The 14,847-nt window shown below is 55.3% G+C and carries 14 protein-coding genes; 7 read left to right on the top strand and 7 right to left on the bottom strand.

What is annotated here, in order from left to right; translation table 11 throughout:
* Positions 1 to 140: 140 nt before the first annotated feature.
* Together ACPXSQ_RS06590 and ACPXSQ_RS06585 are read left to right on the top strand one after the other, a co-directional pair.
* Complete coding sequence (locus tag ACPXSQ_RS06590; protein WP_426143192.1) at positions 141 to 1,661, top strand: carboxylesterase/lipase family protein; 1,521 nt, start codon at positions 141 to 143, stop codon at positions 1,659 to 1,661.
* 196 nt (positions 1,662 to 1,857) lie between these two features.
* On the top strand, positions 1,858 to 3,528 hold the full coding sequence (locus tag ACPXSQ_RS06585; protein ID WP_029568806.1) for a methyl-accepting chemotaxis protein: 1,671 nt from the start codon (positions 1,858 to 1,860) through the stop codon (positions 3,526 to 3,528).
* 56 nt (positions 3,529 to 3,584) lie between these two features.
* Here ACPXSQ_RS06585 and pepT read toward each other — a convergent pair whose 3' ends face one another.
* Positions 3,585 to 4,811 carry a peptidase T gene (pepT, locus tag ACPXSQ_RS06580; protein ID WP_014605778.1) on the bottom strand — a complete coding sequence of 409 codons (1,227 nt, stop codon included), beginning with the start codon at positions 4,809 to 4,811 and terminating at the stop codon, positions 3,585 to 3,587.
* A gap of 127 nt (positions 4,812 to 4,938) precedes the next feature.
* Between pepT and ACPXSQ_RS06575 the strand changes: the two genes are divergently transcribed.
* Both ACPXSQ_RS06575 and ACPXSQ_RS06570 read left to right on the top strand, forming a co-directional pair.
* Complete coding sequence (locus ACPXSQ_RS06575; RefSeq protein WP_013025860.1) at positions 4,939 to 6,534, top strand: ABC transporter substrate-binding protein; 1,596 nt, start codon at positions 4,939 to 4,941, stop codon at positions 6,532 to 6,534.
* Between the two features lie 102 nt (positions 6,535 to 6,636).
* Entirely contained in the window at positions 6,637 to 6,903 is a 267-nt protein-coding gene (locus ACPXSQ_RS06570) for a DksA/TraR family C4-type zinc finger protein (RefSeq protein WP_014605780.1), read from the top strand.
* 1 nt (position 6,904) lies between these two features.
* On the opposite strand, the gene ACPXSQ_RS06565 is transcribed toward ACPXSQ_RS06570, so the two are convergent.
* The 6 genes from ACPXSQ_RS06565 to ACPXSQ_RS06540 form a co-directional block, all read right to left on the bottom strand.
* Positions 6,905 to 7,003, bottom strand: coding sequence for a YoaK family small membrane protein (locus ACPXSQ_RS06565; protein ID WP_146109410.1), 99 nt, complete (start codon positions 7,001 to 7,003; stop codon positions 6,905 to 6,907).
* A gap of 26 nt (positions 7,004 to 7,029) precedes the next feature.
* Positions 7,030 to 7,353 carry a hypothetical protein gene (locus ACPXSQ_RS06560; protein WP_013025858.1) on the bottom strand — a complete coding sequence of 108 codons (324 nt, stop codon included), beginning with the start codon at positions 7,351 to 7,353 and terminating at the stop codon, positions 7,030 to 7,032.
* Positions 7,354 to 7,809: 456 nt separating this feature from the next.
* Positions 7,810 to 8,994, bottom strand: coding sequence for a sugar transporter (locus tag ACPXSQ_RS06555; protein ID WP_014605781.1), 1,185 nt, complete (start codon positions 8,992 to 8,994; stop codon positions 7,810 to 7,812).
* A 165-nt stretch (positions 8,995 to 9,159) separates the two neighbouring features.
* Positions 9,160 to 9,705 (bottom strand): cytochrome b561, encoded by a 546-nt coding sequence (cybB, locus tag ACPXSQ_RS06550; protein WP_014593771.1) that lies wholly within the window; start codon positions 9,703 to 9,705, stop codon positions 9,160 to 9,162.
* 202 nt (positions 9,706 to 9,907) lie between these two features.
* Positions 9,908 to 10,165: a hypothetical protein gene (locus ACPXSQ_RS06545; protein WP_014605782.1), complete on the bottom strand. Its 258-nt coding sequence runs from the start codon at positions 10,163 to 10,165 to the stop codon at positions 9,908 to 9,910.
* A gap of 165 nt (positions 10,166 to 10,330) precedes the next feature.
* Positions 10,331 to 11,578 carry an MFS transporter gene (locus tag ACPXSQ_RS06540; protein ID WP_014605783.1) on the bottom strand — a complete coding sequence of 416 codons (1,248 nt, stop codon included), beginning with the start codon at positions 11,576 to 11,578 and terminating at the stop codon, positions 10,331 to 10,333.
* A 94-nt stretch (positions 11,579 to 11,672) separates the two neighbouring features.
* On the opposite strand from ACPXSQ_RS06540, the gene ACPXSQ_RS06535 reads away from it, so the two are divergent.
* The 3 genes from ACPXSQ_RS06535 (at position 11,673) to bioD (ending at position 14,725) form a co-directional block, all read left to right on the top strand.
* Positions 11,673 to 12,560, top strand: a complete 888-nt coding sequence (locus ACPXSQ_RS06535) for a LysR family transcriptional regulator (protein WP_014593769.1) — start codon at positions 11,673 to 11,675, stop codon at positions 12,558 to 12,560.
* 133 nt (positions 12,561 to 12,693) lie between these two features.
* The gene (mlc, locus tag ACPXSQ_RS06530; RefSeq protein ID WP_015700249.1) at positions 12,694 to 13,911 is read left to right on the top strand and encodes a sugar metabolism global transcriptional regulator Mlc; all 1,218 of its coding nucleotides are present in this window, start codon (positions 12,694 to 12,696) and stop codon (positions 13,909 to 13,911) included.
* Positions 13,912 to 14,026: 115 nt separating this feature from the next.
* Entirely contained in the window at positions 14,027 to 14,725 is a 699-nt protein-coding gene (bioD, locus tag ACPXSQ_RS06525; protein ID WP_019105177.1) for a dethiobiotin synthase, read from the top strand.
* Positions 14,726 to 14,847 lie beyond the last annotated feature (122 nt).

The raw sequence follows: 14,847 nt of genomic DNA, 5'->3' as shown, positions 1-14,847 counted from the left end.
AGTACTAAAAACAGGTTCGCCGGGAGCGGTCAATCCCGGCGGACGTGCGCAGCACATTTTCGGTATTTTTACCCGCTGTGTTTCTGGACAATGACAGATGGCCTGAAATAATGACCGCCTACGCAGACAAGGAATAATGCATGAAAAATGAACACGGCCTGAAGATCGCTATCGCGGACGGTGAGCTGCAAGGCGGCATCGATGACGGGATCTTTGTGTTTAAAGGTATTCCTTACGCTGCGCCGCCGGTGGGGGACCAGCGCTGGCGCGCGCCCCAGCCCGTCATCCCCTGGCAGGGCGTGCGAAGCGCACTGCATTTTTCTGCCGCGAGCTGGCAGAACCGCGAATACTGCCTTGCGATTGGCGGCGGCGATCCCGGCGATTTCAGCGAGGACTGTCTTTATCTCAATGTCTGGACGCCTGAACTGCAGCCCGATAAGCCTCTGCCGGTGATGGTATGGCTGCACGGGGGCGGATTTACCCTCGGTTCCGGCGGGCTGGCTCCCTACAACGGCAAACCGCTGGCCTCACGCGGCGCGGTTATCGTCACGATTAACTATCGGCTGGGCCATCTGGGCTTTTTTGCGCATCCGGCCATGGAAAAAGAGCAGTCGGCGACCGGGACGCTTCACAATTTTGCCTTGCTGGATCAGATCGCGGCCTTACGCTGGGTTCAGCGCCATATTCACGCATTCGGCGGCGATGCCCGTAACGTTACGCTGTTTGGCGAGTCATCTGGCGCACGTAGCCTGTTATCGCTGTGCTGTTCGCCCTTGTCAGCCGGTTTGTTCCACAAGGGAATTGTGCAGAGTGCCTATAGTCTGCCAGACGTGACGCGGACCACGGCGCTTGAGAAAGGCGTGAAGGTGGCCAGCCGTTTAGGTTTGCCCGCTGATGCCAGCATGGAACAGCTGCGCGCGCTGCCTGCTGAGGCCTTTTGGTCACTGGACAGCAGCTACGGGCTGGGTCCTGTTGCCATCGCGGGCGATGCGGTCCTTCCCGCGCCGGTACTGGAGACGTTTATGGCCGGACGTCAGCATCGTCTGCCGCTGATGGCCGGAAGCAACAGCGACGAAGCCAGCGTACTGGCGTATTTCGGTGTCGATGCCGCCACGGTGGTAGACCGGCTTCGTCGTCAAAACCGGTTCAGCTATCAGCTGTTGAAATGGATTTATCCGCTTGAGACGGATGCGTTGCTCGGACGTGCCGTGGCACGGGATATGACGTTTAGCCTGCTTCCCTGGCTGGTGATGCGGGCGCAGCAAAAAGTCGCTATGCCGGGCTGGCGCTACTGGTTTGATTACGTATCTGAACATTCGCGGGACCTTTTTCCGCACGGCACCTGGCACGGTAACGAAATCCCCTACGTCATGAATACGCTGCATAACCTGCCCGCTGTCAGCGACGATCGCCGCTTTACGGCCGCCGATTACGCGTTTGCGCAGCAGGTCAGTGACTACTGGTTTCTCTTTGCCCGCGACGTGGACACCAGCACGACGCAACTGGACGGGATCTTGCCCTGGCCTGCCTGGCAGGCGAATAATGACGTGACAATGTCACTCGGGTGCGAGGGAAAAGCGGGGCTCAGACTCATGCCGCGCTTTATGCGTCGGCGGCTGGCGCTGTTTCGCCTGATGATGTCGCGTATGGTTCGCTTGTAGTGCTCCCTTAGCCCTCAGCCCTCGAGCCGGGTGCCATCCTGCGCGCCCTCCAGGCTGATTTTTGCTGGAACGATGATCTGTCGCGGAGGCAGTGCACCAGCATAAAAAAGTTTAACAGCGCTGTTACATTTTCGGCCTTTCTGCCGATATATCCCATACGCCCGGTGTCACGGGTTAACGTTTAAGGGATTTCAGTATGGGTATGCTTAAAAATTTCACAATTCGCGCGGTAATGCTGACAATACTCGGGCTGTTTTGCCTGCTGTGGAGCGGAATCGGGCTGTTCAGTATTCATTCGCTCAATTCGTTGAGTGACGGCAACGATGTCGATCGCCATATCGTGGAGCAGATGACCGCGTTGAGTAAGGGCAACGATCAGTACTTTCGTATGATTACGCGCCTGTCGCGCGTCATGGAGAAAAAAGCGGCAGGCACAGCGCAAAACGATGAGGCTTTCGCGCCCGTACAGCAGGCACTGGACAGTATGTCTCAGCAACTGACCCTGTTCAAACAGCTCTCTCCCGGCCCAATGGATGCAGCCGTTGCCAATGACGTTATTGATAAATGGCAAAAACTGCTCGACCAGGGCGTGACGGTTCAGCTTCAGCGTGCCCGCCAGGATTCGCTGGACAGCTATCGCCAACAGGCAAATGACGTCACCCCTGCGCTGAGCCGTGCCTTTGGTGCCAGTACTGAAAACTTCAATAAAGTGGCAAGTGTCAAACTGGGTCAAACGCGGGTTGAAGTCGATCGCATGACCGCGATGACCAAAACCCTGATTTCAGTCACCGTGGTGATTGGCTTGCTGATTCTGCTGTTTACCGACCGTTATCTGGTAAAAATGTTGGTTAAGCCGCTGGAAAAAATTCGCGAACATTTTTCAGTCATCGCCAAAGGCGATCTCAGCAAGCCGGTTGAAGATATGGGTCGTAACTGCGTCGGCAAACTGGTGCCCTTACTGAGCGCCATGCAGGACAGCCTGCGCGAAGCCGTCAGTGCGATTCGTAGCGGCACGGAAAACATTTCACGCGGAGCCGCTGAGATTTCGATTGGGAATAACGATCTGTCTTCACGCACGGAAGAGCAGGCTGCCGCGCTGGAGCAAACCGCAGCCAGTATGGAACAACTGACGGCGACCGTGAAATTCAATGCGGAAAATGCGCGTCAGGCCAGTACCCTGACCGAAGCCGCAACGATCACGGCCAAACAGGGCGGTAGTCTTGTCGGTGAAGTGGTCACCACGATGAACGGAATCTCTGACAGTTCGAAGAAAATTGCAGAGATTACTAACGTCATCAACAGCATTGCGTTCCAGACCAATATCCTCGCGCTTAACGCCGCAGTAGAAGCCGCCCGCGCCGGGGAACAGGGCCGTGGCTTTGCCGTTGTGGCCAGTGAGGTCAGAAATCTGGCCCAGCGTAGTGCGGGTGCGGCAAAAGAGATCGCTGGCCTGATTGCGGATTCCGTTGAGCGTGTGGAAAAGGGGGCGCAACTGGTTAGCACGACCGGCGGCACCATGAGCGGTATTCTGAAATCGGTGCAGGATGTTGACGCGATCATGAAGCAAATCGCGGCCGCCTCAGAAGAACAAAGCAAAGGCATTTCGCAGGTTGGCACGGCGGTAACGGAAATGGACAGCGTAACCCAACAAAACGCCGCGCTGGTGGAAGAAGTCTCCGCCGCCGCCAGTGCGCTGGCGCTGCAGACGGAAGCCTTGCAGGCCTCTGTCGCACAGTTCCGCCTTTCCAGCGATGCGCCCCTGGCAACGACGTCAACGCGGAAGCCGCCCTCACAGCCGGCCAGCCCAACGACCTCATTCCAGCCTAAAGCCGCGGCGGCGGATAACGGCGATTGGGTAACTTTCTAAACCCGCATCTGATCACCGCCTTCCTCGCGAAGGCGGTTTTTACTGCCTGTATCCCATCACTCCGCCGCCAGATAACACAGCTTCTCTGCCACCTGGTATGACTTCACAAAGGAGGTCACGGGCAGGAACTCAAAGCGCGAATGGAAGTTATGCGCGCCAGTAAAGAAGTTGGGTGTTAACAGACCTTTCGCCGACAAAGCCGCGCCATCGGTGCCGCCGCGCATGGGGATCACCTTAGGCGCAATATCCAGCGCTTGCAGGGCGGCGAAAATCAGATCAACCGCCCGACGATCTTCGCCCATCGCATTGCTGATATTGCTGTAAATATCGCGAAGGGTTAGCTCAACTTTGCCCGTAGGATAGCGCGCGGCGATGATATCTCTGACCGCCTGCAACTGCTGTTTGCGTGCAGCAAAGCCTGCCAGATCAAAATCGCGAATCGAGGCGTTAAGCGTGGCAATGCTGGCGTTGGCCTGCATCTCGTTAAACCAGATATAGCCTTCGCGACCTTCGGTATGTTCCGGCGTCGCCTGCCGGTCGAAGTGGCTGATAAAATCGTGAGCCATCAGTAAGGGATTGACCAGCACGCCTTTGCCCGACATCGGATGCGCCGGCACACCGGTAAAGCGGATTTCTGCTGCGGCCGCGTTGAAGTTCTCATAAACGACTTCGCCCAGCTCGCAGCAATCAATTGTCCAAGCGAAATCCACATTAAAACGGGTTTCGAGATCCAGCGCTTTCGCGCCGCGCAGCCCGATCTCCTCATCCGGCACGAACGCCACCACGACGTCGCCGTGTTTGCCCTGCAAATTCTCCATCAGCGTCATGACGACGCTCACGGCCGCCTTGTTATCGGCGCCCAGCACGCTGGTGCCGTCGCTGAAAATAATCTGCTGGCCGATATAGGGCGCGATCTCCGGGTGCGCATCCCGACGTAACCAGATGTCCTGCTGTGGGTTCAGACAAAGGTCTTCACCCTGCCAGGTGAGGATCTGCGGGTGAATGTCAGGGGACAGCCCCACGTCAACCGTGTCGATATGGGTGATAAACCCCACGCGCGGCGCATCGGGGCAATTTCCTCGTTTCAGCGCCGTTACCGTGGCATGTTCATCAATCACAACCTGCTCAAGGCCAAGGTCACGTAATTCGTCCGCCAGCAGCTGCGCCATCGCGTGCTGGCTGGGGGTGCTGGGTAAGGTGCTGGACTTTGCATCACTTTGGCTGCTTACCGCCAGGTAACGAAAAAAACGCGTAATGAGTTGCGCCTGAAGTTTGTCGGTCATCACTAATCCTTATTAGTTGACGTACTGCGGGGTTCGCTATGGTGGTGATTCATGCTATCTATCAAAGCGCTAAATCATTTATTTAGATATTCAGACTAACGGAAGTCAACAGAAAGCGAGGACAATAATGAGAAACAGGTTTACGACCCTGGCACTGCTTACTGCAGGTGTGGCTCTGGCGGGCGGCGTCCATGCAAAAACGCTGGTGTACTGCTCCGAAGGCTCCCCTGAAAATTTTAATCCGCAACTTTACACCTCGGGAACCAGCGTGGATGCCAGTGCTGTACCGGTATTCAATCGCCTGGTGGACTTCAAACCGGGCACGACCGAACTGATTCCCAGCCTGGCAGAACGTTGGGATATCAGCCCGGACGGCAAGGTTTATACCTTTTATCTTCGGCACAACGTCAAATTTCAGAGCAATAAGCAGTTTACGCCCAGCCGCGATTTTAACGCAGATGACGTGATCTTCTCGTTTATGCGGCAAATGGACAGCAAAAATCCCTATCATGCGGTCTCTGGTGGCAATTATTCCAACTTCGACAGCCTGCAGTTGGCGACGCTTATCACCCATATCGATCGCATCGACGATCACACCGTTCGCTTCACCCTGGCCCATCCGGAGTCGCCGTTTTTGGCCGACCTGGCCTGGTACTTTGCCTCTGTCCATTCAGCGGAATACGCGGACAAGATGCTAAAGGCCGGCACGCCAGAGAAGGTGGATATGGACCCGATAGGCACCGGACCTTTCCAGTTAGTGCAGTATCAAAAAGATTCACGCATTCTCTATAAGGCGTTTCCTGACTACTGGCAGGGGAAAGCCAAACTGGATAGGCTGATTTTCAGCATCACGCCGGATGCCGCCGTGCGCTACGCCAAACTGGAAAAAAATGAGTGTCAGGTGATGCCATTCCCTAATCCGGCCGACCTGGACAAAATGCGACAGAACAAGGCGATCACGCTTAAACAGGCAGCAGGGCTGAATACCGGTTTTCTGGCATTTAACACCACTAAAGCGCCCACCGATAATGTGAAAGTCCGTCAGGCGCTGGCCATGGCGATAAACAAACCCGCCATTATTGAGGCCATTTTTAAAGGCACGGGCACGGTCGCCAAAAATATTCTTCCGCCTGGCGTCTGGAGCGCAGACAAGGATCTCAAAGACTACGATTACGATCCGGAAAAGGCTAAAGCCCTGCTGGCCGAAGCGGGTGTGAAACCGGGAACGGAAATCGCGCTGTGGGCGATGCCGGTTCAGCGCCCCTATAATCCGAATGCGCGCCGGATGGCGGAGATGATTCAGGCCGACTGGGCAAAAGTCGGCATCAAGGCCAACATCGTGAGTTATGAATGGGGCGAATACCTCAAACGCGTGCGCAACGGTGAACATCAGGCTGCTCTGATGGGCTGGACAACGGCGACGGGCGATCCGGATAACTTTTTCGGACCGCTCTATACCTGCACCGCGGCGAAAGGCGGTTCAAACTCATCAAAGTGGTGCTATCAGCCGTTTGAAACCCTGATCACCCAAGCCCGGGCCGAACCGGATCAGCGCAAACGGACTCAAATGTACCTGCAGGCGCAGCAGATCATGCATGACCAGATGCCCGCCGTCATGATTGCCCACTCCACCATTTATGAACCGATACGCACGACGGTCAGCGGTTATGAAGTGGATCCCTTCGGCAAGCATATTTTTTATCAGGTCGATATCAAGCCGTAATCCATGATGCGGCGGCTCACAGGGACGTGTGCCGCCTTGCCTGCAAAATGTCAGATATGTTGTACAGTTAAGAGTGTGTTTGGTGTTCAGAAGGGAAATAACATGGCGAACGGTTGGGCTTCAGAAGGGGCGGTTCAGGAACAGATCGACAGTACCGTTAACGACGGGATTGAACGCGTGCGCCAGTCGATCGGTCAGGGCGAAAGCGCCACGGAATGTGAACTGTGCGGCGAACCGATACCGGCGGCGCGCCGTCAGGCACTGAAAGGCGTGCGCTACTGTGTCACCTGTCAGGAAAAAATCGATAAGCAGCAAAAAGAAACCAGCCTTTACAACCGTCGCGGCAGTAAAGACAGCCAGCTTCGCTGACTTATGATCCCGGTATGGCCAGGCCGCTGCCGATGAACCAGGCGAGAAAACCGATGCCGGCCACGATGATAGCAATGGGGAACAACAGACCAATTCTCATGTTTATCCTGTGAGTCTATTCAGGGATTAAGCCAGCCGTAACACGGCGTGATGGTTCTTCAGCAACGTAAAGAGTTCAAACTGGGTCGCCTCATTTACCGCACGCCGTATCTCGCCTTTGGTGTAAATCATTGTGTGGATATGACCCAGTTGACGCCACACAACAATCGCCGAGGCCACAAGCGCGCAGGTATTCTCTGCCTGCACACATTCTACTGTGGCATGGCAGGCATCGTCTAAGTCATTGAGAAAAATTTTCACCCCATCAGTGGGCAAGATTGCCCGAATATCATCCAGCATGACCCGGCTGACGCTGCGTGACAAATAAAGAGTTAACCACTTCCTCGTCATTATGACACCTGACGTTAACGATTTTCTCCGTTATACGGGGTAAACATAGGTAATGGAAGTGTTGAGAATAGGGTAGTGATATTTAACGAACTTTTTTAGCTTATTAACGGCAGGCGAATTCCCAGACGTTTTTTACCTTAACGATGCGGCTTAAATAACCAATTTACACGTGCCAATTTTATACCGGCCAATACGCTGTCTCAGGTTACGACGTTAAAAACGCAGGGGGCAGCGCGTGTTCCGTTATTTAATGTTTAGGGTTGTCTGTGACCTTAATTCACTGACTCGTGCTGGCTAACGCCGGGCAGGCTGGTGACGCGGCGTGATCGATGACGCAGATAACCGCCAACGCGCGGCGGCATGATCCCGGTGCCGGTAGCCGAGCGGCTGTTTTCACGCATTGTGTCTGTGAGGAATAAACCAGAGCAGGCTCCGTCATCACGAAGCCTGCTGTTGTCATCCGTTGGAACGCAGTTGCGGATAACGTTTGAAAATATAAATACACCATAACAGCGCCGCGAGTCCGATGATCGCTCCCACATTACCCACATCAGACAGGCTCATGTAAGCGCTGACCTGGCTGCCTAATAGCGCGCCCGCACCAATACCGATATTATAAATACCGGACATTAATGACATCGCGACGTCCGTCGCGTCCGAGGCTAAAGACAGCACGCGGATTTGCATCGCCAGGCCAATCATCATCATTGCCATTCCCCAGACCACGCACAGGGTAATGATTGCGCCGGGCCGGACTGCGGCGAAGATTAACAGTCCCATGCACAGCGTCACCAGCGCGATAGCGGCAATCAGCAACGCAGAGGGGAATTTTTTCCCCAGCGAACTGAATAACAGGCTGCCAATAATGCCCGCCGAACCGAACAGCAGCAGCAGTAAGGTGGTGAACCCCTCGCTGGCATTAGCAACGAGCTGCATAAAAGGCTCAATATAGCTGTAGGCCGTATAGTGCGCGGTCACAATTAACGTCACCAGCAGATACATCCCGACCAGCGCCGGTCGGCGGAACAGCAGGGGAACGCTGCTAAGCGAACCCGTGTGCTCGCTGGGCAACCGTGGCAGGATACGCGCCAGCATAATCATCAGCACCAGGGCGGACAGCCCGATCACGCCAAACGTTGTGCGCCAGCCCAGCGCCTGACCGACCACGCGTCCAATCGGCACGCCCAAAACCATTGCCAGCGCGGTGCCGGTTGCCAGCATGCTGAGTGCCTGAGTTTTTTTACCTGCGGGGGCAACACGAATTGCAAGCGATGCTGTAATTGACCAAAACACCGCATGGGACAACGCAATTCCCACACGGGATACGATCAGGGAGGTAAAACTCCACGCAAACGTAGAAAGCACATGACTGGCAATAAAGACGATAAACAGAACCGTTAACAGGAGCCGGCGTTCAATATTCCGCGTCAGCAGCATCAAAGGCAGTGACAGTAAGGCCACCACCCAGGCATAGATCGTCAGCATAATGCCCACTTCAGACGTTTTCATCGAAAAGCCTGCGGCAATATCGGACAGTAAACCGACCGGCACAAATTCGGTGGTATTGAACACAAAAGCGGCGATGGCCAACAGCACCACGCGTAGCCAGGCCGTTTTACGGGAAACAGTTGTTAATGGCATGAGAAGTTAAATCAGTCTGTGCGTCAAAAAGGAGTCAGGGCGATCACCCCATGATAGTGACCTGCGTCACACTTTAGCGGTTATTGTGGAGGAATTACGCGCCGGGTGGAACCACCAGGCGCAGATTAAGATGAAATTTTTTTGCCCGATACGGCCGTATGGCGTTTACGGCTCGCGATGACGCTGCCCGGGCATCATCCGCAGCAGCGTATTGTCCTTCAGGGCGTAATGATGAAACAGCGCCGCCGCCACATGTAAGCCAATCAGCCAGTAGCCAAGTGGGGCCAGCGTTTCGTGCCAGTCGGTCAGCGTATCCGACAGATCAAAGTCAGGTTCGGCCGCCACCGGCATCGGTATACCAAATAACTGCCACTCGCGACCTTTCAGATAACGCGATGCCAGTCCCAGCACCGGAAGCGTGATGAAAAGCGCATAAATCAGCGTATGCGTCAGGTGAGCCAGCCCGGTTTGCCAGCGCGGCACCGGAGGAACAATGGCGGGACTACGATGACGGAGTTTCAACAGTAATCGCGACAGCATCACCACCAGAATCGTCGCCCCGGCGCTGAAATGCGTCACCATCATCGCAAAGCGCTGCCATGAACCCCGCTCGACATAGCCGCGTAACTCCATCGTGGCATAGGCAATGATGAGCAGCAGAACAGTAAGCCAGTGAAGCGCAATTTGAGACGATGCGAATTTATTACGCATGGTAGAGCCCTGTATGAAAGTAAGGGTTCTAAGATAACGGAAAAAAATGAAAAAGCTTAACGAAATGACGACTCTGTGGGATGACAGACCAACCGCAGACAGCAGAATCGGGGGCAGAGAGGGCGAGGATAACCGGCACACGGGCTGGGCTGAGAATGGCGGCCAGCAACCGCCATACTGACGTCAAACGGGCGTTGCGTAATCAGAAATCCACGCCGTGCTTAAGCGCCACACTGTCCTGAGTGTGCACATTTTTACCCGGGGCAACCGGGCAACACGCATCGCACCCTAATGAACCGGGATAGTACTTACGGGCCTGCTGAATGGCTGCGGTTGCGGAATAGAATGTGCCGAGAAACAGCCGACCTTCCAAATCCGGAAGATATTTACAGCCGCTTGCATGAACCACGTGATTATCGTTGTAGCCTGATTGTTTGTTGACGTAATAGTATCGCGCCATTAGGTCTCCCCCTTGCTGTGAATTCAAAGATGACATTAATCTTTGGGATCAAACCGATTATAGCGGGGAAACGCGTGCTTTAGGCAATCATACTGATAATACGGACAATTCTTGTACGGACCGCATTCCGGGCAGTCAAACACCCGGAATATTCATTAAGTTTTGCTAGAGTTTGCGGCGGTGCAGCTGCCAGGCAACCCACAACGCTAAGAGCAGTAAAGCGGAGATAAACAGTGTCAGGCCGCCCCAGCCAAACTGATGCCAGAAAAAGCCGCCAGCCGTACCCGCCACGCTTGAGCCGACGTAATAGCTGAACAGATAGAGCGAAGAAGCCTGACCTTTTGCCCGACGAGCGCGTGGGCCAATCCAGCCGCTCGCCACGGAGTGCGCCGCGAAAAATCCTGCCGTAAACAGCATCATACCAATGAAGATCAGCACGATACCGTTAAATGCCGTCAGCAGTAACCCCATCAGCATAATAAAGGTCGAGCCAAACATAACCGGGCCGCGCCCAAACCGGCTGGTTAACGCGCCGGCTTTAGGGGAACTCCATGACCCGGTCAGATAAACCACCGACAGCAAGCCCACCACAGCCTGACTTAAATGCCACGGCGCGCCCAGCAGGCGATAGCCGATATAGTTGAACAGCGTCACAAAGGCGCCCATCAGCAGCAGGCCTTCGGCAAACAGCAGCGGCAATCCCGCATCGCGCCAGTGCAGACGGAAGTTAATGGTCAGATGGCGCGGGCGCAGCGAGGCCGGACGGAAATGGCGCGATTCCGGTAAGATTTTCCAGAACATCAGGGCAGCGGCGAGGGCAAAACAGCCAATGGCCGCAATGGCTATGCGCCATGAAAAGAAGTCGGTTAATACACCGCTTATCAGGCGGCCGCTCATGCCGCCAATCGAGTTTCCGCTGATGTACAGCCCCATCGAAAAGGCCACCACACTGGGATGAATCTCTTCACTCAGATAGGTCATGCCCACCGCGGCCACACCGCTCAGCGATAAGCCGATCAAGCCCCGCATCAGTAAAATGCCGTGCCAGCTGGTCATAGTGGCAGAGAGCAGGGTACAGATTGCGGCCAGCATGAGCGCCGTTACCATCACGGACTTCCGTCCTATGGCATCGGACAGCGGGCCTGTCACCAGTAATCCCAGGGCCATCATGGCGGTGGAAATGGAAAGCGAAATACTGCTCGCGGCGGGAGAAATGCCAAACTGTGCAGAGAGCACCGGCAGAATAGGCTGCACGCAATACAGCAGGGCAAAGGTGGCCAGCCCGGCAGAAAACAAGGCGAGCGTGACGCGCATAAAAGGCCGGGTGCCGCGCACAATCCAGTCAGACGAGGAAGCCTCAGACTGCGCAGGCATGTCGCTGTCCAGCGGCACCGCAGGTGAAGAGCGATTCACAGGGGATCCTTATGAGTAAAAACAGAGTGTTACTGTAGAAAAGGTCTATTAGGTTGTCTAATATATTAATCATCTTAAATAAGACGTTTAACCTATGAATATTGAACTGCGTCACCTGCGCTATTTTATTGCCGTTGCGGAAGAGCTGCATTTTGGCCGCGCAGCCCAGCGCTTACACATCTCCCAGCCGCCGTTGAGTCAGCAAATCATGCAGCTTGAAGCGGAAACCGGCGCGCAGCTGTTTAACCGCACCAACCGTAGCGTGCAGCTTACGCCGGCCGGCGCGCAGTTTTTACAGGATGCGCGGGCAATCCTGTTACAGGTCGAGCAGGCAACCCAGCGCGCCGCGCGTCTGCATCGCGGTGAAGAAGGAGAGCTGCGCATTGGATTTACCTCCTCTGCGGCTTTTATTGGCGTGATGTCAGATGCGCTTTATGTGTTTCGCCAGCGCTGGCCCAACGTACATGTTCAGATGCAGGAAATTAACACCCGTCAGCAGCTGGCTCCGCTGCATGAGGGCAAGCTGGACCTCGGCGTCATGCGCAACACGCCGCTCCCCGCCGATTTGCATCATCAGCTTTTGCTGCGCGAGCCATTGTGCGCCGTGGTGCATAAAGCCCATCCGCTGGCGACGGCAGGGCGGATCACCTTGCAGGCGCTGGCGCGGGAACCCTTTGTGTTTTTTGATCCTCAGGTGGGAACGGCACTGTACAGCGAAATCCTGGATTTGCTTCAGCGCTATCAGATCCGGCCCTACATTACCCAGGAAGTGGGCGAGGCCATGACTATTCTCGGACTGGTCGCGACCGGGCTGGGTGTATCTATCTTGCCTGCCTCCTTCAGCCACGCGCGTCTGGCGAACGTGGTGTGGTTACCGCTGGAGGAGCCTGATGCGCAGTCGGAGATGTGGCTGGTCTGGTCGGGCGAACGCGAAATGAGTGCGCAGATGGCGCATATGATGGCGTTACTGCGCCGTGAGTGACAATTTATCCGCCAAAGCCGGAAAAATTATGTGTGTTAAATCACATATCTAAGCAAATATTTGCCGCAAAAAGTGAATCTGCCGCACCATAGCGGATATTTATTTAGAAGCGCGAAAATAACCGGAGCAGGGTGTGAGTTCGGACAGTCAACCTGGCCATATTGACCAAATTAAACAAATTAATGCTGGCGTCGTTTACCGGTTAATCGATCAGCATGGGCCAGTCTCGCGTATTGAACTGTCCAAACGGGCCCAGCTGGCGCCTGCCAGTATTACCAAAATCGTGCGGGAAATGCTGGATGCCCACCTGGTTCAGGAAACCGAGTTTCAGGAGCCGGGCGCTCGCGGCCGTCCGGCGATTGGTTTAATCCTTGATACGGACGCCTGGCACTATCTGGCGATTCGTCTGCACCGTGGCATATTGACGCTGACCTTGCGTGACCTCAGCAGCAGGGCGCTTGTCGAAGACAACCTGCCGCTCATTGATGACGCCACGGAGCCGCTGCTGACGCGTTTGACCGACCATGTTGACGCGTTTTTTATCCGTCATCAGAAACGGCTGGAAAGGCTGACCGCCATTGCCATCACCCTACCGGGGCTGATTAATGCCGCATCCGGTGTGGTGCACCGTTTACCCGGCTATACCTGCCATGATATGCCGTTGGGCAGCACCCTGGCGGCGCGGACCGGCCTGCCGGTATTTATCCAGCACGATATCTCCGCCTGGACGCTTGCCGAGTCGCTGTTTGGTGCGTCACGCGGTGCGCAGGACGTGATTCAGATTGTGATCGACGAAACGGTAGGGGCTGGCGTGATCACTGGCGGTCAGCTGTTGCACAAAAGCGGACGCGCGCTGGTGGAAGTCGGCCACACACAGGTCGATCCTTACGGCCAGCAATGCTACTGCGGCAATCACGGCTGTCTTGAAACAGTCGCCAGTACCGGCAGCCTGCTGGCGCTGATTGCGCACCGACTTCCGGGTCAGCCCGACAGCCTGTTACACCATCAGCCCTTAACGCTTTCTGCCGTTTGTGAGGCAGCACAGAGCGGCGACAGGCTGGCGCGGGATGCCATAGCGACAGTGGGGCATCATGTTGGCAGGATCCTCGGCATGATGGTCAATATCTTTAATCCTCAACAAATTCTTATCGGTTCTCCGCTAAATCAGGCGGCAGATGTTCTCTTTCCGGCAGTACAAAATACCATTCACCAGCAGTCTTTACCTGCATACAGCGCAGTGATTCAGCTTGCACCCACTGAATTTACTGAGCCAGGTACGCTGGGTGCGGCCGCGTTGATCAAGGATTCGCTTTACAGCGGCTACCTGTTAATTAAGTTACTGCAAGGTTAAGCAACACTAACCTTGCGCTAACGCAATCTGCTCCCCCTTTTCCTTCCTTAGAATGATCATTCGCATGAAAGCCGAATCGTCAGTGAGCTGACACCGCTTGTGAAGGAGAAGTAGAGTGAAAACGCTATTTATTACCGGAACCGATACCGAAGTGGGGAAAACCGTGGTCGCACGCGCCCTGCTGCAAAGTTTTACCCAGGCGAACGAGCGGGCTGCGGGCTACAAACCTGTTGCCCGCTGGGGCGTCAAAACAGAAGAGGGCCTGAGAAACAAGGATGGGTTGTTTTTGCAGAGCGCCTCTTCCCTTGCGCTGCCTTATCAGGCAGTGAATCCGGTCATTTTTGAGAAAGAAGAAATCTGCGGCTATCCGCCCAATAAGGTCGATTATGCGAAAATCACGCAGGGGCTTCAGCATCTCAATCAGCTTGCCGATCGCGTGGTGGTCGAGGGCACCGGGGGCTGGCGCAGCCTGATGAACGATGCCCAGCCGCTGTCGGCCTGGGTGATCGAGCAGCAACTGCCCGTTATCTTAGTGGTCGGGATTAAGTTAGGTTGTATCAGCCATGCGCTACTGACCGCTCAGGCGATCCAGGCCGACGGATTGCCGCTGGCCGGATGGGTGGCTAATCGTATTAATCCGGGGCTGGCGCACTATGCCGATATCATTTCCGTCCTGCGTGAACAGATTACGGCACCGCTTCTCGGTGAGTTGCCTTATTTGCCCCGCGCAGAGCAGCGCGATCTGTCCCGTTATCTGGATATCTCCCTGCTGAATAGCAATAACCTGCACTACGCTCGGACAAAAACAGCCTGAGAGAACCAGAGCAGGATGGCGCCACGCGCGCGACGGTACCATTCATCAGAGATAACTGACCAACAGTGATACGGAATGAGAGGCAGGATTAAGTGGGCCGCAACCAACGTGCGGCCCTGATT

This window comes from Pantoea sp. EEL5 (assembly GCF_049892805.1).
In the GTDB taxonomy this organism is placed as follows: domain Bacteria; phylum Pseudomonadota; class Gammaproteobacteria; order Enterobacterales; family Enterobacteriaceae; genus Pantoea; species Pantoea ananatis.
Note: the sequence above shows the minus strand (reverse complement) of the source record. Positions and strands in the feature narration are given on the sequence as shown.